The organism is Bacillus sp. PAMC28571, from assembly GCF_014250435.1.
Taxonomy (GTDB): Bacteria; Bacillota; Bacilli; order Bacillales; family Bacillaceae; genus Bacillus; species Bacillus safensis.
Map to the genome: position 1 here is coordinate 3,420,374 of NZ_CP060191.1, position 21,559 is coordinate 3,441,932.

Below are 21,559 nucleotides of genomic sequence, written 5' to 3' on the forward strand. Positions count from 1 at the left end.
ATCATTATTTTTGCTTCTTTTCAGCTGCCGAAGCTCTCTGTGAAAAAATTGATGATTGTACTTTCTCTCGTCATTGCCTGTATAACTATCTTGAATTAAAGCTATCATACATGATGTTTTTTGATAAATCAAGATATTTTTCTGAACATTTTTAAAAATGAGTCAACTGGTGCTGGAAGAGTCTTCTTTTTATGAAATTTAAACAAATGTTAAAGAGCGAGATATGGTGTCTTTCTTTTCTAGGGGTATAATAAAGGTGAAGGGAGGTACAGCGTGTGTGGACCATCTGTATGAATGAGTTTAAGCAGCTCTTCAAAAGCACAAAATCTATTTTAACAATTGTTATTATTTTCATTTTATCTACTTTTGTTTCAAGTCTTCCGTTTATCGCTGCTCATCAGGAAAAATGGGAACTGGCAAAGGATCCTTATTCTATTGGGAATGAACTGGTGATGTCTTTATTTGGTTTCTTCCTTATTTTTTTGTTGTCTCATGATATTTTAAGCCGCGAAATTCATTTGAAAACCATTCGTTTTCTCGTCAGTAAAACAACCCGTTTGAACATTATCATCGGGAAATATCTAGGACTGATGCTGTTTTGGCTTAGCTGTATTATGACGACATATGTGCTGAATATGGTGATTTCACACCGTTTTCTGTTCTCAGATGCCTTAAAAATCTTAACCTTTATCAGTGTCGGTATCTCATGTGCTTTATTTTTGTCCATGCTCTTTCCAACACCGCAGAAATCAATGTTTGTCGGTATGTTATTTTCCTTTCTTTTCCCAATCGTCAGTATGATTTCTGTTCTTTCTTCAGAACGAATGATTCATTGGTTCCAATATATGACGCCTTATTATTATGCGCGCTGGAGTGAACCGCTGACCTACGTCCTAATGAACACGGCATTGACCGTTATCTTACTCGTTGGAACTGCACTGCTGTTTCAAAGGAGGGATGTGTAGATGCTTCATACAAAAGGGCTCACAAAAAAATATCGTACAAAAGTCGCAATAGATCATATTAATCTTGATGTCAATCAGGGCGATATCTTCGGCCTCATTGGACCAAAGGGATCTGGTAAGACGACGTTTTTCAATATCATTACCGGGATCTCCCGCCCTACCTCTGGTACGTTTACAGTGATGAATATGCCTTCGCTAAAAAAAGTGAGACAGCATATCGGTGTTCTGCCAGAATATACGGATTTATATGAAGGTCTTACGGCTCTTGAGCATATTGCCTATTTGTCAAAAATCACCGGAACACGCCAGAGAACGAGTGATTATGAAGAACTGCTCGAATTTGTCGGTTTACATCATGATCATCAGGAGAAGGTCGGTGCCTTCACACCTGGTATGAAGAAACGGCTTGGAATGGCACAGGCCATCGCCCATCAGCCGGAATTTATTTTACTTGACGAACCTTTTGCCGATATTGATGCAGATTCGATCTTGCACATTCAGCGGGTCATTGAAACATTAAAGGATGAAGGGAAAACCGTCTTTTTAACAGCTGACCGCCCAAGGTTCACCAAAAGTATTTGTACCAAAACGGCGTTCATTTCTGAAGGAAAATTAGTGTCCCCACATACTCATCCTCAAGAGAAAACCATCACATCCTCAAACATACGTGCAACCTTCAAGCATGCATGGATTGATGATGAGGTGAAACCTGTTCTCACGCAGTACCTACAAACTGTCGGAACAGATCTTGTGATCAGTGATGACGAGACCTCATTGTTAATTCGTTCAGAAGCTCAAGTTCCAGCGATCATTCGCGCTTTCGTGAAGTGTAAAGTCGATTTATACAGAGTCACGGCTCAGGATGCCATGATGTCCTCATAAAAAGTACCGTACGCTTTCTGCACGGTACTTCTTCTTTTTTATAAAGGTTTACTCATATAAATACCGGTTTCTGCAAATCCCGTTTTCTCGTACAGCGAACGGGCGATTTGATTGTGAGCAAAGACATGGAGCGAGAGTTTTTGCACACCTAATGACTTTGCCTGCTCCTCTAATGCAGCAATGGCCTGCTTTGCAAAGCCTTTTCCTCGATAAGCTTCAAACAAAATAAAGTTATAAATAAATCCTTCGTGCTGCGGGTGATTCGGGTCATAGCAAAGCCAAACCCAGCCAATCGCTTCATCTCCGTTTAAGAAATTCCACAGCTCATGATGCTCTGTCTGAAGTCCTTCTGGAAGAAGCCTGTCAAATTGTTCTTCTGCGTTCGCAAGTGATTCTTCCTTCTTCCATGTTCCTGCGAGTACCTTTTCTTCCGCGTACCGCTGAATGGCCTTCTCTATCAATACATCGTAATCGGTTTGTGACATCCGTTGTAGTGTAACCAATCTTACAACCCCCTTTCCTTCATCATATGTCAGTCATGCCAAAAAAACCAGTCCCTTACTGGAACTGGTTAGCCGCCATATCGGTCGGTTTGAGAAAGTTTGATCTCTGCTGATTTTTTCTTCCCGCTTCGGTAAAATTGCACTTTTACCTTGTCGCCGACCTTCCTTTGATATAAGTACTTACGAAGATCCACGATATTCTGTACACTCTTGCCATCGAAGGAGGTCACGACATCCAGCTCTTTTAGTCCCGCTTTTCCTGCTGGAGATAACGGCTCAACACTCATGACAACGACCCCAGATGTAACCTTGGATGGCAGTTTCAACGTTTCCTGCCAGTGGTAGCTCGCAATATCCGCTAATGATTTCATGCCGACGCCAAGATACGGACGCTTTACCTCTCCGTAACGCTCTAAATCCTCTATGACAGGGATGACCAGATTCGCTGGAATAGACAGCCCGATTCCTTCTACCTCTGATTCAGCAATCTTCATTGAGTTGATGCCGATCACCTTTCCGTCCATATTGATCAAGGCACCACCGCTGTTTCCAGGATTGATGGCGGCATCTGTTTGCAGTACCTCTGCATTCCAATCCGTCTGTCCGTCTCCATTTGAGTCAACAGGGATCGCTCGCTCTGTGCCTGAAATGACCCCTTGTGTGACAGAGCCTGCGAATTCAAGCCCTAATGGATTTCCAATGGCGATGACTGGCTCACCCGGCTTCACATGATCTGAGTTACCGAAGGCTGCGGTTTTCTTGATTTTATCACTTTTGACAGTGAGAACAGCTAAATCCATGAGCTGATCGCTGCCGACAAGATTGGCACTAATTCTTGTCCCGTCATGGAGGCTCACTTCAAGCTGGTTGGCGCCTTTGATGACGTGATGGTTTGTGACAATATAAAACGTGTCACCCTTTTTCTTATAGATCACACCTGACCCGCTGCCTGCTTCTCCGCCTTCCTCCCAAAAGCTCGACTTTTGGATATTAATGACGCCGACCACCGTATCTGACATATTAGACACCACTTTCGTGACAGCATCATTGACGTTTACATTCACCGTCTTTAAAGGACCCTGTGATGCTTGCCCATCACCGTTCTGCTGCCATCCAAAAAGGCTGCCGCTCTGTCCAGATATATAGGGGAAAAAGAATCCCATTAAAAAAGCTCCTACCAATACACCGATCAAACCAGAAAGAAAATATCCTTTTCTGCTTCGTCTCGGCTTCCACTCTACATCGCGATAATCCACTATGTTTCCTTCCTTTCAGTGAATAGATGATGTATATAGTGTTGGTAAGAAGCTCTCATCTTAATCATACGATTATAAAAATCATACGGCGCAAAGCGGGGTTGCTTTTTTCGGGTCCGTATCAAATAAATCAAAGCCGTCCCCCACAACAAAGCCCTTCATTTCAAGCGTCTGCTGGACCGCCATACGGGCTAAATCCTTCATGTTGTTGTCTTGACTCAAGTGAGCCAAATAAATGCGTGAGGTGGCATCTCCAATGACATCTGTCATCGCAAGAGCAGCATCTTCATTTGATACATGTCCGACATCGCTTAGAATTCTGCGCTTAATGCTCCATGGGTATCGGCCCATTTGCAGCATCCCGACATCATGATTGCTCTCAAACACAAACGTATTGGCTGACTTAATAATGCCTTTCATGCGGTCACTCACATAGCCTGTATCCGTCATGAGGGCAAGTTTGCGCCCTCCATAATGGAACACGTAAAACATAGGCTCTGCCGCATCGTGTGAGACACCAAATGACTCGACATCAAGGCCGCCAAAGGATTGAACGGTCTCCATATCAAAATGGAATTTCTGCTCTGTATCAATTTTTCCGATATGAGATTCCATCGCCTTCCATGTTTTCGCATTTGCATAGACAGGAAGCTTGTACTTTCTTGCCATGACACCAAGCCCTTTAATATGATCGGAGTGCTCGTGTGTCACAAAAATGCCGTCCAAGTCCTCAGGCTTGCGGTCGATTTGGCCAAGCAGCTCGACCATCTGTTTGCCGCTTAAACCAGCATCCACCAAAAAGGCATGCTCGTCTGTTTCTAAATAAAAAGCGTTCCCCGTACTTCCGCTCGCTAGTACACTGAACTGCAAGCTCATGTTCTCTCACTCCATTGAAGATTTGTCATCTTTCTCTATATGATCAAGTGTTGAGCCATCGATGGCATTGATCAAATATTCTTCCTCTGTCTTTTTCTTTGAACCTGCTGATACGCCTTCAAGCTCCACCCGCCAAACAGGAACCATGACTTGCGTGCTTGCCCCTGGGTATTGCGTATAGTAGCCAAGCTCTACCTTTTTCACGGTCGTGTTTTGACTCAGCATATTTTGCGTATATAAGTCCTTCACGGTTTCAAGTGCTGGGACAAGGGTTTCTTTTCTCACTTCATTAATCGACGTCACCATCGATTGCTGATATGAGACGACTTCGTTTTGATCGTTGAGATTTAAGGTAATTTGCCCGATGGTTTCGGTGTCATCAAGGCCTTCTTGGAAGATGTATTTCCCTTTATACGTTTGGAAAAAGACGATTTTCCCTGTCTCTTCATCTATATTCCACAGCTTATAATTCTTCCCATCCAGCAAACGCTGGTTCACAAGGTTCGTCGCCGCTGTTTTCATATCCTTTTTCGGCAAGGCAACTGGCTTGTTGAAGGTCATTTCAAGCAGCGTGACAGGATCATCTTTTTCTGTTTTCGGGAACGTGCTTTTCGCCTTTTGATCAGCTAATCCGTTGACATCCTTTTTCGTATATTGCTTCTTTTCAGCTGTAATGCGGTATCCAATCTTCGCTTCATCTGATAGATTGCCATATTTGATCCCGTCTGCCTTCATTTCTTCCAGCGTATCCGTTTTTTCGATAATCGCAAAATGATCGGTTGACCGTTTTTCAAAGTATTGAAAACCTAGAAAGATATCGAGAACGAGAAAGGCTAGGATAAAGATCGTTTTGGTCTTATTCCACTCCATGATTCTCGCTCCCCTCTGTCAAAAGATCATTCGATAGAATCACGGTTTTGCCGTTATATTTCATGCACCATACAGGCTCCAGCCAAACAAACATCGCTTGATCTTGATCTGATGGAGTTGAAGCAGCTTGATATGCAGGGAAAATCTGTTCAATTTTCTCCAGATCATCATATTTCGTCTGCTTGATGATCAAGTCCTTCAGCTCTGTCCCGTTCATCAGCTTGACCTGTTCACTTTGACTCGCTTTATTGCCAAGAATATAGTTTGGACGCTTGTAATTCAAAATGTCATCATTCGCCCATTGAACTTCAAGGGAGGTCATCCCAAATGGATGCTTTGTACTGTTCACAATCGGCAGACCGTCCATAAACATATTAAAGGACAGCTGCTGGTTGCTGTTGATACCAAAATATTGATAGTCATCAGTAAAGCTTCCCGTATCATTGAAATATTTCACGCTTCGCTTAATCAAATCCCCCGTTTGGAAAACAGTGCTGGAATTGATATTGCGGTGCTGATATTGAATGCGGTGGTCTTTTTGATTGGCTTCAAGGCGGCTTGTGCCATCTGTGTACACTGTCCGGTTTAAATTAGATTCCTCACCGACAAGGCTCGGGTCCGTAAACAAAGCGTCTTTGAACTTGTTTGTCTTAATCGTTTCGATAAAGAACATCTTCGCTTCAAGCTGCTTTTGCTTTCTCGGAAGAAGGAAATCTCGTTTAGAATTCGTCGAGAATGTATAAAGATCATAGCGCGGCATCTCGTTTTGAGCCGCTGCGATACTGTTCATTAGATTACGGTAATTGGCGGACTCAATTGTCAGCTCAAGCACCGTCTCCTTGCTGTATGAGACCAAATATACTTTTTTATTCGCCTTATCCTGCTGAGCGAACGGCACGATCATCCGATCAAACGAGTTGTATTCAATGGACTTGTTCGGCCATTTAAAGAGCGCTTGGAAAATATCAATCGGAATCGGATCATTGAACACAAGATCCAATGTCTTCCCTTGTCCTTCGCGTCCATAGAAGAAATTCTTAAATTTCTGCTCGGAATATTGATCTGACACATCATTAATCTCTTTGACATCCCAAAGGCTCACATCATTCCAAAAGTTTTGAAAGAGTTCCTTTTGATCCACTTTAAAATGCTCTCCATTTGAATGGATGAACATCTCGCGCGGCTTCACGACATCAATGAGACTTCTAGGCTCGTCGCTTGAAATCTTCTTCGTTTCCACGACCTTTGTGCCGGTATCTGCCTGATCCTGCATGACGGGCTGGAACATCCAGATATTCCACGTAAATACAAGACTGATCGCAATTAGGATTGTCAATATTATGGTTTTAAAGGTCTCACGCTTCATCCCAATCATCCTCTTGTTCTTCATTGTACGGAAGGGTAAAGGTCACCGTTGTCCCTTTTCCTTCAATGCTGTCAGCCCAAATATCTCCGCCATGAGCTTGAACCATTTCTTTTGCAATCGCAAGACCGAGGCCGGTTCCGCCAAGCTTTCTTGTTCTTGCTTTATCTACCCGATAAAAACGTTCAAAGATTTTATCCATATCCTTCTTCGGAATACCGATTCCTTCATCTTTGACGCTAAATAACACAAGGCCTTTCTCTTCATCCAGATCAACGGTAAACGTGATGTGTCCACCCTCTGGTGAGTATTTCATGGCATTGGAAATGATATTATCGAGCACCTGTGTAATTTTATCTTGGTCGATTTCCACATATACTTCACGCTGCGGCAGGTTGCGGATAAAATCGACATGCTGCTCCTTCGTCATTTCAAAACGATCAATGACGAGCGAGATAAACCTGATAAAGTTCGTCCACTCACGGTTGAATTGATAATCCTTGCTGTCGAACTTAGACAGCTGCAGCAGGTCATTGACAAGCCGGATCATGCGCTCCGTTTCATTTTGCGTGACACTGAGAAATCTTGGCGCAAGCTCTTTATCACCAATCGCACCTTCAGCCAGTGCCTCAAGATAGCTTCGCATCGTCGTCAGCGGTGTGCGCAGCTCATGCGATACGTTCGCTACGAATTCACGGCGTTCAGCATCAATTTTCTCCTGCTCTGTGACGTCATAAATGACCGCAATTAAGCCATCAATTTTCCCATGCTCTTTCTGAATGACGGAGAAATTAACACGCAATACAGACAGCTGATCTTCGCGCTCAATTTCTATCAGCATGGAATCTTGATTTTCGACTAAATCTTCAAATGTATGAGTTTCCTCTAAGCCAAGCAAAGACGTGATCGGCATCTCTAAAGCTGTTTCACGTGAAACATTTAACAGCTCTAATGCGGGGCTGTTTAATAGAATAATCGCACCGTTTTGATTCGTTGCGATGACACCGTCCGTCATATAGGCAATGACAGAAGAAAGCTTTTTCCGCTCCCCCTCCGTCATCAGCTGAGCTTCCTCCAGCTCTCTCGTCAGATGGTTAAAGGTTGTCGCAAGCTGGCCAATCTCGTCATGTCCATACTTCCGGACCTTTCTGGAGAAGTTCCCTTTGGCAAGCTCGATCGCCTGCTTTCTCATATCTGAAATAGGATGAGTGATCGTTCTAAAGATGAAGATACCAAGTAGAGCAGTCGTCCCAAGTGCAATCAGTGTCCCAGTCGCTAAAATGGTGTTAATGGTTCGCATTTGGTTAAACACACTTTCCATTGAAGACACAACATAAATCACACCAACGGTCTCTTGGTTCTCATTTTTTACGGCTGTCGCAGAAATACGCACCCTTTTATTTGACTCAGGGTCATAGAATTTTTTCTCATAGTCTTTGCCAACCGCAAAAATACGGCTAATGATTTGATCAGTGATTTTCTTTCCGGCAATCTCTTGGCTGCCGTTATTGACAGAGGCAATGACCTCTCTGCTTTCATCAATATAGCTGACTTCAGAGATTTCATTAGACTCATCTTTGTTGTTAAAATCGTTTAATATCTTTTGAGCATCCTCTTTTAATTCTGCCTTGCTCTTCGATGAATCTTGTTCTAGGTAATACGATAACGAGTAGATTCGCTGATTCAAGGAATTATCATATGAATTAATTAAGGACTGCTCTAGCTGCTTCACAAAGTACACGCCAATGATCTGCATGGCAACGATGATCAGCAGCACGTAAATCAAGGTCAATTTAAAGTGAATCGAGCGAAAAAAACCTACTTTACTCATAAGAATCTTAGTCCTGTTCTGGGTTTCTTAAATAGTAGCCGACGCCTCGTCTTGTCACGATCCAGCTCGGGTGACTAGGGTTGTCTTCAATCTTCTCACGAAGACGGCGGACTGTAACGTCTACTGTACGGACATCTCCGAAGTAATCGTAGCCCCATACCGTTTGCAGCAAGTGCTCACGTGTCATGACTTGTCCGATATGTTTCGCTAAGTAATGAAGCAGTTCGAACTCACGGTGCGTTAATTCTATCGTTTCCTCGCGCTTAGACACCACATACGCATCTGGATAAATAACAAGTGATCCAACCTCAATATCATTTGATTCAGATTCTTCCTCCGTCTGCGGAGCAGCGGTTTGTCTTCTCAAATTCGCTTTCACACGGGCAAGCAGCTCACGTGTGCTGAAAGGCTTCGTCACATAATCATCTGCGCCAAGCTCCAGGCCGATGACTTTATCAATTTCAGAGTCTTTTGCTGTCAGCATGATAATCGGCATGTCATATTTCTTTCTCACTTCACGGCATACTTCAACACCATCTTTATTCGGCAGCATAATGTCGAGCAGAATAATGTCCGGCTTGATTTCTTCTACCATTTCAAGGGCTTCGTTTCCATCATATGCACAATGAACCTCATAGCCCTCTTTCCTTAAATTAAATTCCAATATATCAGCAATCGGTTTTTCATCATCTACGACAAGAATCTTTTTTTCCATTGTGATTTCCTCCTGCATTTTTAGCATCTATGTCATTCCATTTTGCATGTATCATTACGCCTTTTTCGTTTATGAAAAAAAGGCTCACTGTCTATTATAACGTTTTACGTGGCAAAGATAAAAATAATAACGGCTTTCTTTTCTAGTAAACGTTGGATAGGAAGGTGCCGCCCGAAAAAAATTGATGACTTTTTCCTTTTTTATTGAAACTTTTCCAATCACCAGCCGTCTATATAGATGTAACGTCTTCTTCTTATGGAGCCGGGCCCTACCTAGGTCCGGCTTCTCCCTTTTTATGCCTTCTTTTCATAATAAAAACGCACCTGCGATTGCAGATGCGTTTGGAAGTGGCTCGGGACGGAATCGAACCGCCGACACACGGATTTTCAGTCCGTTGCTCTACCAACTGAGCTACCGAGCCATCATCAAAAAGATGAATATGTATAAATGGCGGTCCGGACGGGACTCGAACCCGCGACCTCCTGCGTGACAGGCAGGCATTCTAACCAACTGAACTACCGGACCTCAGTAACTTGCCCGAAAAAGCAATCGTGGTGCTCCTTCAAGCAAGTGAGGAAAAAATTAGCTTAACGCTAAAGTAAATCAATGACCCGTACGGGATTCGAACCCGTGTTACCGCCGTGAAAGGGCGGTGTCTTAACCGCTTGACCAACGGGCCAATACATGGTGAGCCATGAAGGACTCGAACCTTCGACCCTCTGATTAAAAGTCAGATGCTCTACCAACTGAGCTAATGGCTCTCGGTTTGTGAAAAGTGAATCTGAAGAAGCTGTATTGCGCCAAACCAATCGCTTTAAAAAAGCTGGAACATCGCATCCTAACAAGTTTCAGAGACCTTTGCAACAACGAGATTTATAATATCATAGAGTAATTACATATGGCAATACGTTTTTCGACATTTTTTTAAAAAAAGTGTCGGATTTAAATATCTCCTATCAAAGCCCCCGCTTCTGCAACCGCCTTCATTAGATACGCCTTTTCGGGTGACCTCTGCCTACTCAAACACATAGGTACGTTTCAGGCCGCTCAAAAATGGCTATACATGAAATAAGTGACATTGTCATTGAAAAAGGAGGAAGCAGTATGAGTTCATTCAAATTAGGAGATAAAATGCCCAACTTTTCACTTCCAACAATACAGGGCGATCACATTGATTTCGACAAACATTTAGAGGAGCATCAAAGCTGGCACCTGATCGTTTTCTTTAGAGGATCTTGGTGTCCGGTATGTGTAGAAGAGTTAAAAGAACTCGAACAGCAGCAATCATATTTTCAGGACAAGGATATTCACTTGATGGCGATTTCCACGGATAACCCTGATGACTTGAAGGCATTTGCGGATAAAGAGGAACTATCCTTCCCGATCATGTATGACCATGACCTCACGTCATTAAAAGCATATGAAGTCCACTATCACGGGGAAGATGCCCCATATGAAGATCACGGGGTGCACGGTGAACCCGCCTATTTCTTATTAAATGAAAAAGGTCAAGTGCTCTATCAGCAAAGACAAACAAGTCCGTTTGGCAGACCGCACGCCAACGAACTACGCAAAATCATCCAGTACATCCGTAAAAATTTAAAAGGCCAATATAAAAGCCTGAAGTAAGGAAAAAGCCCTCATGATGAGGGCTTTTTTTATGAACGCTTTTTGTTAAATAGCCAGTCAGCGGAGAAAAAAACAAGGAGTCCCGCCATGAGAATGACAAAGGTGACGGGTGGTTTATTCCCCTGGAAATACATGTACAGCGCATGCCCTCCTAATGCGAGAAGATAAAAGACAAATGCTGTTACAGCTGCTTTATGTGTATTCGCTTGTTCTCTTTTCGTCATTTTTTTAAAAAACATTGTGTCTATCCCCTTTATGCTGCTTTTTTATCGTCACCCGACGAAGTGCCCGTGAACGGATATATTCCATTGGTCCAATTCTCCAAATCTTTAGACAAACTGCTGAAATCGCGATTTGCAGAAGTGAAATCAACAGCCATGCCAATACAATAAGAGGCGCATTGATTTGACCGCTAAGACCCAATCCCCAGCTATAAAAAAGAATGGAGCAGATAATATTTTGCAGGATGTAGCAGCTAAGCGCCATTTTCCCTACATATTCAAACCAAGTCCACATGAACCATGACTCCGTGCGTGCGAGGAGCTTCGCAATGACAGCTATATAGAAAATAGAGAGGAATGGTGAAAAGGCGTAGCGCACCACAAATTCCACTAAATCGTTCGGTACGAAAACTAGTGCATTCAGCGGCAGACCAATCCACAGTCCGATTCGGAACAATATTTTCCGGAGAGATTGTCCGCGTTCATTTGCATAAAATACACCGGCTCTCATCATCCGCACACCTAATAAAAACAGAAATGTGTTCATTGGAATAATAAAGACCGCTTCTTCTCGGTACATGAAGAAGTATTGTAACCGTTCTTGAACCTGCGAGATCCATGTCTCTGGCAGCTGCTCTTCCAGCGCCGGTTCACCGCTTTGATCATCGGACGCTGACTCCATTTCAGAGAGGGAGTACAGCATCAGACATGACATCATGAGCAAATGAATCACACCTGAAAAAATCATGCCCTTTTTGATGCGCCTGCTTCCTCCCCGTACAATGTAAGCCACAAGCAGCCCCGTAACGGCATAGCTCATGAGCACATCATATTCCATCACAAGTGTAAAATGAACAAAGCCTTCGATAAATAAAAATAAAAGAATCCATAAATAAGTACCCGGCCAAGGCGTGTCCTTCCTTTTTGCCTGCTGGTATTTCAGCTCCAATCCAACACCAAACATGATCGTGAGCAGCGAGAGCATTTTTCCATAAACGAACATGGAGACAAGACTTTCTAGAAAACTACCATTTTCATATTCATCCGCAATCTGATCTGTCGCAAAGGTATCCCCTGCATACGCAAAAAACCAGACGTTCGTTCCCAAGGTGCCTAGTATGGCAAAACCTCGTAAAATATCTAATAATCGTATTCTTTCTTTCACTAGAACGCTCCTTCCCTCCTATACAGTTATCATATTTTGGTAATGACCGGAAGCCTGCTCTACTGAAATTAAGAAATATTTAAACAAAAAAACACCAGTAAAATGCGAGATTTTACTGGTGCCTCATCAATCTATTCTTATGGACGGTACACGCTGCGGACAACGTTCGTTTGTGAACGATCTGGTCCGACTGAGAAAATGGAAAGTGGAATACCTGTTAATTGTGAAATGCGCTCTAAATAATGGCGGGCATTTGCAGGCAGTTCACTTAAGTTCTTTACGCCTGTAATATCCTCTGTCCATCCTGGCATTTCTTCGTAGACAGGCTCACATTTCGCTAATTCATTTAGGCTTGCTGGGAATTCCTCAGTGATTTCTCCATTCAATTTATAAGCGACACAGATTTTCAATTTTTCAATCCCTGTCAGTACATCAATTGAGTTAAGAGATAAATCTGTAATTCCGCTCACACGGCGTGCATGACGGACAACAACGCTGTCAAACCAGCCGACACGGCGCGGGCGTCCAGTTGTCGTACCGTATTCACGGCCAACCTCACGAATTTGATCGCCAATTTCATCATGGAGTTCTGTTGGGAATGGGCCATCTCCAACACGTGTTGTGTACGCTTTTGACACGCCGACTACATGTTGAATTTTTGTTGGTCCTACACCAGAACCAATCGTCACGCCTCCAGCTACCGGGTTAGATGACGTCACAAATGGGTATGTCCCTTGATCGATATCAAGCATGACCCCTTGTGCTCCTTCAAATAACACGCGGCGGCCTTCATCTAGTGCATCATTCAAAACAACAGATGTGTCTACGACATATTTTTTCACTTGCTGGCCATATTCATAATACTCGTCTAAAATATCTTCAATCTTGAAGCCTTCTGTGTCGTACATTTTCTCTAAAAGACGATTTTTCTCTTCTAGATTGCGTGCAAGCTTTTCTTCAAATACTTCACGATCTAATAGATCTGCGACGCGGATACCAACGCGGGCAGCTTTATCCATATAAGCTGGTCCGATTCCTTTTTTCGTCGTACCGATCTTGTTAGCCCCTTTCCGCTCCTCTTCTACCTCGTCCAATTTTAAATGGTAAGGCAGAATAACATGGGCTCTATTGCTGATTCTGAGGTTATCTGTACTCACATTCCGTTCGTGAAGATACGCAAGCTCAGTGACCAACGCTTTAGGATCAACCACCATTCCATTACCGATGACACAAGTTTTCTCTTTATAAAAAATACCGGATGGAATGAGGTGTAGCTTGTATGTCACTCCATCAAATTTGATCGTGTGACCTGCATTGTTTCCCCCTTGATAACGGGCAATCACCTCTGCATTTTCTGAAAGGAAATCGGTAATTTTCCCTTTCCCTTCGTCACCCCACTGCGTACCTACTACGACTACTGAAGACATATCGTGCACCTCCGTTAACCTTTCAAAACGTTATCTCTTTCAAACACATTTATTTTATCAATGCACAACGAAAAAGTCAACGTGAAATCCGAACATTAATATCTCGAAATCAAATTTTGTTCGTTTTAAATATAAAGAAAAGCGCTTTAATCACTTTTCCAGTGCTTAAAAATGGAGATTTCGAGCAAAAACAACTTTTTATCGTTTCCAGCTGTTCATCAACATAAAAAAGACCCCCAATAACGGAAGTCTTTTTTAAACAGGTGTAATACCATCTGTGTTCATCAGCACAACTCGATATCCATCTGGGTCTTCAATGGTTGCTCCTCCCCGGTCCCAGTATGGATTCGTTGAGGTGACTTGCCGTCCGCCAAATGAGAGCAATCTCTTTTTCATTTGCTGAAATTCCTCTGCATCTGGAATATAGAAAACAAGCAGCTGTTCTGGATGCGGGACGGGCAGGCTGTCTTCTTCTTCATGTTTGGTGATTTCTAAATGAACATGCTGGTGAGGCAGCCCGAGCATCACACCATCGTACCCTTCATGCTGATCAAATGAGCCTATTCGTTTGAGCCCTAAGCCTTCTTCATAAAAGGAAACAACCTCTTTCATGTTGACGGTTGGGCGTGCGATACGTAATTGAGCGGCTTCAAACTGTTGAAATTTCATCAGTCTTCACTCCTTTTCTCCTTTTAGTATACGCTCTCTCTTTTTCCCTCTCCTCCTCATTTTGATTGTTTTTTCAATCATTCTTTCGATGTAGATCAATCAAAAAAGCCCAGCTTCTTGAGCTGGGCTTTAAGCACCGGGCGGAACACCCGCATCATCAAATCTTCTTTCCAGATTGACGAATTTGTTATATTCTTTGACGAACGCCAGTGATACTGTACCAACTGGACCGTTACGCTGTTTGGCAATAATGATTTCGATAATGTTCTTATTCTCTGATTCTTTGTCATAGTAATCATCACGATAAAGGAATGCTACGATATCGGCATCCTGCTCGATACTTCCTGATTCACGAATGTCAGACATCATCGGACGTTTGTCCTGACGCTGCTCTACCCCACGAGAAAGCTGAGACAAGGCAATAACCGGAACTTCAAGCTCCCTTGCCAGCGATTTTAATGCCCTAGAGATTTCAGAAACCTCCTGCTGACGGTTATCGCTTGATCGCCCGCTTCCTTGAATGAGCTGCAAGTAGTCAATCAGGATCATGCCAAGACCATTTTCTTGCTTCAATCGGCGGCATTTCGAGCGAATTTCACTTACTCTGATTCCAGGTGTATCGTCAATGAAAATTCCGCTGTTTGACAGCGAGCCCATCGCCATTGTCAGCTTGCCCCAGTCCTCTTCTGTCAGATTACCGGTTCTTAGGTTTTGTGCATTGATATTCCCCTCTGCACAAAGCATACGCATAACGAGCTGCTCCGCACCCATCTCTAAACTAAAGATAGCAACACTTTCGTCCGTTTTGGTCGCGACATTTTGGGCAATGTTCAATGCGAAGGCGGTTTTCCCTACTGATGGACGGGCCGCTACAATGATTAAATCATTTCGCTGGAATCCAGCTGTCATCCGGTCAAGCTCAGAGAAACCTGTTGGAATCCCTGTGATATCGCCTTTACGGTTATGAAGCTGTTCAATATTATCGTATGTTTGAACAAGAACGTCCTTAATGTTTTGAAAGGCTCCTGAGTTTTTACGCTGCGCCACTTCCATAATGGTCTTTTCAGCATCGCTCAGCAGGTCCTCTACTTCATCCTCACGCGTATACCCATCTTGTGCAATGGTTGTCGCGGTACGGATCAGACGTCTTAAAATGGATTTCTCTTCTACAATTTTTGCATAGTATTCAATGTTTGCGGCAGTTGGGACAGAGTTCGCAATGTCGGTTAAATACGAAATCCCGCCTACCTCTTCTAATAAATCTGTATTGGCAAGCTCAGATGTCACCGTGACAAGATCGACCGGTTCTCCTCTATCGCCAAGTATAAGCATCGCATTGTAAATCTTTTGATGCGACATTCTATAGAAATCCTCTGGAATTAATACCTCAGAAGCGAGCGTTAGCGCAGATGGTTCTAAAAAAACAGCACCTAATACGGCCTGCTCGGCTTCTATATTTTGCGGCGGCAGCCGGTCATCGAGAAGTTCCGTCATGCCAAGCACCGTCCTTTCATAAAAAAATACGCTACTCATCATTTTAACATTTTCATCAATAAAAAAGTGAAAAACATCTACTATAGTCAAAATTACCATGTTGATATTTTGTGCAAACCAGCGCATTTCATATAGAAAAGACTCTGTAACATCAATTGTTATAGAGTCCTTCGTTATCGCTAATGGAATTTCGATTTGTTGCCGTTCACACATGTAATCGATGCTCCAACATGGCATGTTCGGATGCGTTTTTCTAATCTATCGTTTTCTTAACCCCATAATTCACTTTTTGCCCAATGTCTTGTAAAGAACCGTTTTGATAACCAATAGATAACACCAAATCTTGAATGGAATCAAACCCGTTTTTCGCTAGGTCAAATAGCTGTGCACCGTAATGTGAAGCGGCAATGCGCGCATTTTCTGCTGTGTATGGATTTTTAAAAAGTTCTTCTTTGTATATATCAAAAATATTCGTTCCGTTATCCGTTACAAATTGACCATTTACAATGCTTAAATCCTTTAAATTGTAGCCTGTGACCGTTTTAATTTGATTAACAAGATGGAACTTGGCCAGAGAATCCGGTGTGAATTGAGTAGAATCATCATTTCTGCTTTTCATAATATGGAAAAATAATTCTCTTGTATTGTTGGTTGTATTTAATAAGTCTTCTATTTGTTTCATCAGCGATTCGTCTTTTGAACCACCCACCACTAATTTGAAATTATTCGGGTCAATGGTAAAAGTGAGATTTGTGTTTTTAGGAATGGATATCCCGTTTTTAGAGAATAAATCTTGTAATTGTTCGTTGACCTTTTGACGATTGAATATTTTTTTCTCTATGCTTTCTTGGGTTGGATCGTACCGTTTTTCATTACGGAAGATGGCATCATTAAAGTCATATTGTCCACCTTTATTATTCCTTGCCCAACTCATTTCCATAATGTAAGCAGCTTCTCTTTCCGGTTTTGTTAGATCACTTCTGAAATAAGAAGAGTAAGGGTTTCTATACTTATTATATATATGGTCTTGAGGATCATTGAATCGTTTATTTTGTTCATTTATTTTTTCGTATTTTTCATCTAGTATTTTCATTCGTCTATCAGCTTCGGTCATCACCTCATTTGTACTTTTAATAGCTGGATGGCTATTGAAGTCCGGAAGGTTCTGCTTATTTAGAACAGCTGTCGTGTTCGATGTATTTATCTTCACTTTGATACTCCGTAATTCACCTTTTGTCCAATGTCATATAAGGAGCCGTTTTGATAACCAATAGATAAAACCAAATCTGGAATGGAATCAAACCCGTTTTTCGCTAGATCGAATAGCTGTGCTCCGTAATGTGAAGCGGCAATGCGCGCATTTTCTGCTGTGTATGGATTTTTAAGAAGTTCTTCTTTGTATAGATCAAAAATATTCGTTCCGTTATCCGTTACAAATTGACCATTTACAATGCTTAAATCCTTTAAATTGTAGCCTGTCACCGTTTTGATTTGATTGACAAGATGGAACTTGGCCAGAGAATCCGGTGTGAATTGAGTAGAATCATCATTTCTGCTTTTCATGATATGGAAAAATAATTCTCTTGTATTGTTGGTTGTATTTAATAAGTCTTCTATTTGTTTCATCAGCGATTCGTCTGTTGATCCACTCACCACTAATTTGAAATTATTTGGATCAATGGTAAAAGTTAAATTTGTGTTTTTAGGAATGGTTATACCGTTTTTAGAGAATAAATCTTGTAATTGTTCGTTCACTTTTTGACGATTGAGTATTTTCTTTTCTACACTTTCTTGCGTAGGATCGTACCGTTTTTCATTACGGAAAGCGGCATCATTAGAATTATAATGCCCTCCTGTTCCACTATTAGCCCATCCAATTTCAATAGAGTAAGCCGCCTCTCTTTCCGGTTTGGTTAAATCATTTCTGAAATAAGGGGAGTTTGGATTTCGATACTTATCAAATATATGGCCATGAGGATCTTTGAAACGTTTATTTTGTTCATTTATTTTTTGATATTTTTCATCTAGTATTTTCATTCGTCTATCAGCTTCAGTCATCACCTCATTTGTACTTTTAATAGCTGATTGACCTTTATAGTCTATTCGGTTCTGACTGTTTGAAGCACCTGCCGTGTACGACGTATTAATATTCATTTTGATTCTCCTTTTTTAAAAAATAGTGATTATTAAATATATCGGAAATTAAGTTAAAATTTGTTAGTTTTGATCCGATATAGTAATTATTACAAGTAGGGTTAAAATATGACAAATACTATTTTCAAACATTTTTTATTACCTGCATTATTGTTAGTGCTTATTACTAGTTTTTTTGCACCTCATTCAGCAGAAGCAGCGATTACGGGGAATAACAGTCCTAACACAGCAAGCTCAATGGGATATTGGAAATATAGTCGTCCAGATACGACAATCTTACCTGAAGGTGAAAATGAAGCGTATTATCAGTTCACGATCAATAAGGGTGAAAGGGTTTATGTACGAAGTTCATATGATAAGCAATATACGGGGATGAAAATCGAGGTGTACAATTCGAAATATTCTGATGGGAGATCTAGAGTCATTAACCCTGATTCAATTACACCCTTTATTTTTGCTAATACTGATGAAGTTACTTCAACTTCAGAAACTTACTTTGTGAAAGTGACCCGTGGTACATATACAGGGAATATGTACTTTACTGTTTCTATCCAAGATCGTATTAAATCTGGAAATGGGACATTCAATTTTACGGGGACTGCTACCAATTTGGGGAATTCTTCTTTAAATTTTTTAGGAGTTGATTCTTCTATCATTACAATGGATTTAACGAACAATTCTTCTATCCCTAAAAATGCAATCGTTAAATCGATTTCAACAACTAGTACCCAATCGCCCAATCAAGGAAATGTCACTCACAAACTGATGGCTGATATAAACAAAATTTGGAACGAATCTATTTTTTCATCTGCAACAAGTGGTTCTTACCGTATTTCTCTGGGTGATCAATTAAAAGTCGCGCAAAAATGGAGCTTTAAGTACAACGCAAAGGCTACTGCGAGATCTACTATGAGCAATGTCAAAGCCGATATTCGTTACGAATATGATGTCACAGATGGATTTTAATTGAATGGTGTTTGCAGAAAAAAAGTAAGGGGACATCCCTTACTTTTTTCATTTCCGCATTTTTGATGCTATATGATATTTGGCCAACTTTAAAACAGCACCGTCCTTCCATAAGAAATACGCTGCTCATAAAAAGTGAAAATGTTAATGGTGGTTTTGCTTGAGGGCGTGTTGAAAGAGGAGGATGGTGATCATATCGGTGGCTCGCTGGTATAAATCCCATTGTTCATAGGCCGCAAATGTCATCCGTATTTCATGTAATGATTGCTTCATTTCTTGATATTCTTCCAATGTAAACGTATTTTTCAGTTTGAGCTGATGTTCAAGCAGTTTTAGCCTTAGCTTTCCTAATGGAGTTTTCATTCTGCCTACATTCCCTTCGATCTTGTCTTCCTTAAAAAATTGTATATGAATTTACGCATGAGATTGAATAAGTTGTGAGATATGCTCACCAGCTTTTCGAAAAATTCTCCTCTTTTTTCCTAAAAATACAAGAAGGTCTATAGACTTATTTTTCCTCAAAATGATTTCAAGAAGAAATACCTATATATATTCCTGAATCAAACAGAAGAAAATGGTAAATATCCCGTGACGGTCAAGGTCTTTTGGTATTTCTCCTCTTTTTAAATGACTCAGTCCGGCATTCCCTATTTCCATTCATTTGGTAGTTATTTAGTCCTTTATTTTCCGAAAATTTAGATCAAATTATCAATTACACCACTTAATGAACATTTGACTTCATAATTGATAACCATTATCATTTGATTTGCTTGCGTGATAATTGAGAATCATTTTCATTTGAAGGGACCATTCTTCAATCTCTACACTCATCCTATATCCGCAAGCCTGCTTTTATCAGCATATGAGAGTCAATTTGAGGAAGGGGATATTTTACACATGTCCAAACGCCCTGAAGGAATGGGTACTGAGGATTCTCTTTTCAGTGAAAGCCGTCCTTTTTTTATACCTGGGACGGAGCAGCTGGATATCACAGCACACCCTTACAGACTTTTTATATTTAAACCGAATACAACTCCTCCAGCGGCTGGTTTTCCAGTCATGTACGTGCTTGATGGAAATTCACTTTTTGGCTCAATGGTCGAAGCACTTCGTTTACAGTCAAGAAGGCCTGAAAAAACAGGTGTCGTACCTGCCATCATTGTTGGAATTGGCTATCAGACAGAAGCGCCCTATCATCCGCTCAGGCATTATGATCTCACTCTTACCGGCCCTGACGCTTCCATTGGCGGCAAAAGAAAGGACTTCTCCAACCATACATATGGCGGGGCCTCTGCGTTCTTTTCTTTTTTAGAAAAGATTGTAAAGCCTTATATCGAGCAGCGCTTTCCGATCAACCAGAGTCGTCAAACACTGTTTGGACACTCTCTTGGCGGTCTTTTTGTATTACACACACTATTTGAGCACCCTGATGCTTATCAGACATATATTGCGGGCAGTCCTTCTATCCACTGGAACAAAGAATTATTTCTAGAAAAGGAACACCAATTCACCAGCCATATACGTCAGATGTCTGTGAATGTCAGGCTGCTTGTAGGTGTAGGTGAGTTAGAAAAACATCATCCATGTCAAATGAATGATCATGCACATGGACTAGCAAATCGTATGCTGCCTTTATCTTCATATGGCTTGCATACGTCTTATCACGAATTCCCTGAAGAAGGACATACGTCCGTTTTACCGGTGCTGATGAATTACGCTTTTCGTTTTGCACTCTATCATAATGATCCTTTCACAACCACAGATATGAAGGAAAGGCAGTGAACACATGAAACACAATGGTCTATCTCAAAAAATTGCACTGATCACAGGCGCAGGACAAGGTATTGGACAAGCAGTCGCAAAAAGACTAGCCGAAGAAGGTGCGATTATTGCAGCAGTTGATGCAAATGAAGATCAGCTGCAAAGCACCGTCCAGCAAATGAAGGATAAAGGCATACGTGCCTTTGCCTATCCATGTGACATCACCGATCAAGCTTCTGTTCAGCGTATTGTCGATCAAATTGAACAGCAGCTTGGGCCCATTTATTTACTGGTCAATGTAGCAGGCATTCTTCGAATGGGTTCTATCGACAAGCTTAGTGCAGACGACTGGCAACAAACTTTCGCAGTCAACACACATGGTGTCTTTTACGTATCTCAAGCTGTCTCCAAATACATGATAAAAAGATCAGAAGGGGTCATTGTGACTGTCAGCTCTAACGCAGGTGCCATTCCTAGAATGAATATGGCTGCCTATGCCGCTTCAAAAGCAGCAGCTACTTCATTTACAAAAACGCTTGGATTAGAACTGGCTGCCTATGGAATCAGATGCAACGTCGTCTCCCCTGGCTCTACCGCAACACCTATGCAATGGGCTTTATGGCCTGATGAACAAGGAGAAAATCAGGTGATTAAAGGTTCATTAGAGACGTATAAAACCGGTATTCCTTTACAAAAAATCGCTGATCCTCAAAACATTGCTGATGCAGTCATTTTCTTTGCATCTGAGCAATCCAGTCATATTACGATGCAGAACCTCACGATTGATGGCGGCGCAACACTCGGAATCTAGC

General features: G+C 41.7%; 21 protein-coding genes, 4 tRNA genes and 1 other annotated feature (1 of these 26 only partly in view). Of the genes, 6 read left to right on the forward strand and 19 right to left on the reverse strand.

From position 1 onward, the window contains the following. Positions 1-83, reverse strand: a binding site (T-box leader); it reaches 188 nt to the left of the window's first position. Between the two features lie 192 nt (positions 84-275). Both H7F25_RS17280 and H7F25_RS17285 read left to right on the forward strand, forming a co-directional pair. After that, on the forward strand, positions 276-965 hold the full coding sequence (locus H7F25_RS17280; protein ID WP_185854002.1) for an ABC transporter permease subunit: 690 nt from the start codon (positions 276-278) through the stop codon (positions 963-965). Beyond that, on the forward strand, positions 966-1,847 hold the full coding sequence (locus H7F25_RS17285; protein WP_149126096.1) for an ABC transporter ATP-binding protein: 882 nt from the start codon (positions 966-968) through the stop codon (positions 1,845-1,847). A 38-nt stretch (positions 1,848-1,885) separates the two neighbouring features. Here the strand turns inward: H7F25_RS17285 and H7F25_RS17290 are convergent, their stop codons facing one another. From H7F25_RS17290 to H7F25_RS17340, 11 genes are all read right to left on the reverse strand, one after another. Further along, positions 1,886-2,350, reverse strand: a complete 465-nt coding sequence (locus H7F25_RS17290; protein WP_041106743.1) for a GNAT family N-acetyltransferase — start codon at positions 2,348-2,350, stop codon at positions 1,886-1,888. A 68-nt stretch (positions 2,351-2,418) separates the two neighbouring features. Further along, entirely contained in the window at positions 2,419-3,609 is a 1,191-nt protein-coding gene (locus tag H7F25_RS17295) for a S1C family serine protease (RefSeq protein WP_370880894.1), read from the reverse strand. Positions 3,610-3,687: 78 nt separating this feature from the next. Then, the gene (locus H7F25_RS17300) at positions 3,688-4,482 is read right to left on the reverse strand and encodes an MBL fold metallo-hydrolase (protein ID WP_024424026.1); all 795 of its coding nucleotides are present in this window, start codon (positions 4,480-4,482) and stop codon (positions 3,688-3,690) included. Positions 4,483-4,488: 6 nt separating this feature from the next. After that, entirely contained in the window at positions 4,489-5,352 is an 864-nt protein-coding gene (locus H7F25_RS17305) for a two-component system regulatory protein YycI (RefSeq protein ID WP_185854003.1), read from the reverse strand. After that, complete coding sequence (gene yycH / locus H7F25_RS17310) at positions 5,339-6,718, reverse strand: two-component system activity regulator YycH (protein ID WP_024424028.1); 1,380 nt, start codon at positions 6,716-6,718, stop codon at positions 5,339-5,341. The genes H7F25_RS17305 and yycH overlap by 14 nt, the downstream gene beginning before the upstream one ends. After that, positions 6,708-8,546: a cell wall metabolism sensor histidine kinase WalK gene (gene walK, locus H7F25_RS17315; RefSeq protein WP_024424029.1), complete on the reverse strand. Its 1,839-nt coding sequence runs from the start codon at positions 8,544-8,546 to the stop codon at positions 6,708-6,710. The genes yycH and walK overlap by 11 nt, the downstream gene beginning before the upstream one ends. A gap of 7 nt (positions 8,547-8,553) precedes the next feature. Further along, positions 8,554-9,261 (reverse strand): response regulator YycF, encoded by a 708-nt coding sequence (gene yycF / locus H7F25_RS17320; protein WP_024424030.1) that lies wholly within the window; start codon positions 9,259-9,261, stop codon positions 8,554-8,556. Positions 9,262-9,609: 348 nt separating this feature from the next. Continuing rightward, positions 9,610-9,682: transfer RNA gene (locus H7F25_RS17325), tRNA-Phe, on the reverse strand. Positions 9,683-9,709: 27 nt separating this feature from the next. Further along, positions 9,710-9,786 (reverse strand) — tRNA-Asp (locus H7F25_RS17330). 82 nt (positions 9,787-9,868) lie between these two features. Next, positions 9,869-9,940 (reverse strand) — tRNA-Glu (locus H7F25_RS17335). 6 nt (positions 9,941-9,946) lie between these two features. Beyond that, a tRNA-Lys gene (locus H7F25_RS17340) sits at positions 9,947-10,022 on the reverse strand. Positions 10,023-10,365: 343 nt separating this feature from the next. Here H7F25_RS17340 and H7F25_RS17345 point away from each other — a divergent pair. Beyond that, on the forward strand, positions 10,366-10,890 hold the full coding sequence (locus H7F25_RS17345; protein WP_149126095.1) for a peroxiredoxin family protein: 525 nt from the start codon (positions 10,366-10,368) through the stop codon (positions 10,888-10,890). A 29-nt stretch (positions 10,891-10,919) separates the two neighbouring features. Here H7F25_RS17345 and H7F25_RS17350 read toward each other — a convergent pair whose 3' ends face one another. From H7F25_RS17350 to H7F25_RS17380, 7 genes are all read right to left on the reverse strand, one after another. Further along, complete coding sequence (locus tag H7F25_RS17350; RefSeq protein ID WP_149126094.1) at positions 10,920-11,129, reverse strand: hypothetical protein; 210 nt, start codon at positions 11,127-11,129, stop codon at positions 10,920-10,922. Further along, entirely contained in the window at positions 11,119-12,276 is a 1,158-nt protein-coding gene (locus H7F25_RS17355; RefSeq protein WP_185854004.1) for a DUF418 domain-containing protein, read from the reverse strand. The genes H7F25_RS17350 and H7F25_RS17355 overlap by 11 nt, the downstream gene beginning before the upstream one ends. A gap of 137 nt (positions 12,277-12,413) precedes the next feature. Next, complete coding sequence (locus H7F25_RS17360) at positions 12,414-13,703, reverse strand: adenylosuccinate synthase (RefSeq protein WP_024424032.1); 1,290 nt, start codon at positions 13,701-13,703, stop codon at positions 12,414-12,416. Between the two features lie 255 nt (positions 13,704-13,958). Next, entirely contained in the window at positions 13,959-14,372 is a 414-nt protein-coding gene (locus H7F25_RS17365; RefSeq protein WP_073208155.1) for a VOC family protein, read from the reverse strand. A gap of 129 nt (positions 14,373-14,501) precedes the next feature. Next, complete coding sequence (gene dnaB, locus H7F25_RS17370) at positions 14,502-15,866, reverse strand: replicative DNA helicase (protein ID WP_024424034.1); 1,365 nt, start codon at positions 15,864-15,866, stop codon at positions 14,502-14,504. 253 nt (positions 15,867-16,119) lie between these two features. Continuing rightward, complete coding sequence (locus H7F25_RS17375) at positions 16,120-17,076, reverse strand: DUF4885 family protein (RefSeq protein ID WP_185854005.1); 957 nt, start codon at positions 17,074-17,076, stop codon at positions 16,120-16,122. Then, on the reverse strand, positions 17,073-18,020 hold the full coding sequence (locus tag H7F25_RS17380; protein WP_185854006.1) for a DUF4885 family protein: 948 nt from the start codon (positions 18,018-18,020) through the stop codon (positions 17,073-17,075). The genes H7F25_RS17375 and H7F25_RS17380 overlap by 4 nt, the downstream gene beginning before the upstream one ends. Positions 18,021-18,128: 108 nt before the next feature. Between H7F25_RS17380 and H7F25_RS17385 the strand changes: the two genes are divergently transcribed. Then, positions 18,129-18,986, forward strand: a complete 858-nt coding sequence (locus H7F25_RS17385; protein ID WP_185854007.1) for a hypothetical protein — start codon at positions 18,129-18,131, stop codon at positions 18,984-18,986. Between the two features lie 144 nt (positions 18,987-19,130). On the opposite strand, the gene H7F25_RS17390 is transcribed toward H7F25_RS17385, so the two are convergent. Next, positions 19,131-19,349: a hypothetical protein gene (locus tag H7F25_RS17390; protein ID WP_185854008.1), complete on the reverse strand. Its 219-nt coding sequence runs from the start codon at positions 19,347-19,349 to the stop codon at positions 19,131-19,133. Positions 19,350-19,883: 534 nt separating this feature from the next. Between H7F25_RS17390 and H7F25_RS17395 the strand changes: the two genes are divergently transcribed. Both H7F25_RS17395 and H7F25_RS17400 read left to right on the forward strand, forming a co-directional pair. After that, the gene (locus H7F25_RS17395) at positions 19,884-20,768 is read left to right on the forward strand and encodes an alpha/beta hydrolase (RefSeq protein ID WP_185854009.1); all 885 of its coding nucleotides are present in this window, start codon (positions 19,884-19,886) and stop codon (positions 20,766-20,768) included. A gap of 4 nt (positions 20,769-20,772) precedes the next feature. Beyond that, positions 20,773-21,558 carry a 2,3-dihydro-2,3-dihydroxybenzoate dehydrogenase gene (locus H7F25_RS17400; RefSeq protein WP_185854010.1) on the forward strand — a complete coding sequence of 262 codons (786 nt, stop codon included), beginning with the start codon at positions 20,773-20,775 and terminating at the stop codon, positions 21,556-21,558. The last annotated feature ends 1 nt before the right edge of the window (position 21,559 follow it).

Coding starts and splice junctions, on each gene's coding strand:
- H7F25_RS17285 (WP_149126096.1), top strand. CDS start 966: ATGCTTCATACAAAAGGGCTCACAAAAAAATATCGTACAAAAGTCGCA.
- H7F25_RS17300 (WP_024424026.1), bottom strand. CDS start 4,482: ATGAGCTTGCAGTTCAGTGTACTAGCGAGCGGAAGTACGGGGAACGCT.
- H7F25_RS17305 (WP_185854003.1), bottom strand. CDS start 5,352: ATGGAGTGGAATAAGACCAAAACGATCTTTATCCTAGCCTTTCTCGTT.
- yycH (WP_024424028.1), bottom strand. CDS start 6,718: ATGAAGCGTGAGACCTTTAAAACCATAATATTGACAATCCTAATTGCG.
- walK (WP_024424029.1), bottom strand. CDS start 8,546: ATGAGTAAAGTAGGTTTTTTTCGCTCGATTCACTTTAAATTGACCTTG.
- yycF (WP_024424030.1), bottom strand. CDS start 9,261: ATGGAAAAAAAGATTCTTGTCGTAGATGATGAAAAACCGATTGCTGAT.
- H7F25_RS17345 (WP_149126095.1), top strand. CDS start 10,366: ATGAGTTCATTCAAATTAGGAGATAAAATGCCCAACTTTTCACTTCCA.
- H7F25_RS17350 (WP_149126094.1), bottom strand. CDS start 11,129: ATGTTTTTTAAAAAAATGACGAAAAGAGAACAAGCGAATACACATAAA.
- H7F25_RS17360 (WP_024424032.1), bottom strand. CDS start 13,703: ATGTCTTCAGTAGTCGTAGTAGGTACGCAGTGGGGTGACGAAGGGAAA.
- H7F25_RS17365 (WP_073208155.1), bottom strand. CDS start 14,372: ATGAAATTTCAACAGTTTGAAGCCGCTCAATTACGTATCGCACGCCCA.
- dnaB (WP_024424034.1), bottom strand. CDS start 15,866: ATGACGGAACTTCTCGATGACCGGCTGCCGCCGCAAAATATAGAAGCC.
- H7F25_RS17380 (WP_185854006.1), bottom strand. CDS start 18,020: ATGAATATTAATACGTCGTACACGGCAGGTGCTTCAAACAGTCAGAAC.
- H7F25_RS17385 (WP_185854007.1), top strand. CDS start 18,129: ATGACAAATACTATTTTCAAACATTTTTTATTACCTGCATTATTGTTA.
- H7F25_RS17390 (WP_185854008.1), bottom strand. CDS start 19,349: ATGAAAACTCCATTAGGAAAGCTAAGGCTAAAACTGCTTGAACATCAG.
- H7F25_RS17395 (WP_185854009.1), top strand. CDS start 19,884: ATGTCCAAACGCCCTGAAGGAATGGGTACTGAGGATTCTCTTTTCAGT.
- H7F25_RS17400 (WP_185854010.1), top strand. CDS start 20,773: ATGAAACACAATGGTCTATCTCAAAAAATTGCACTGATCACAGGCGCA.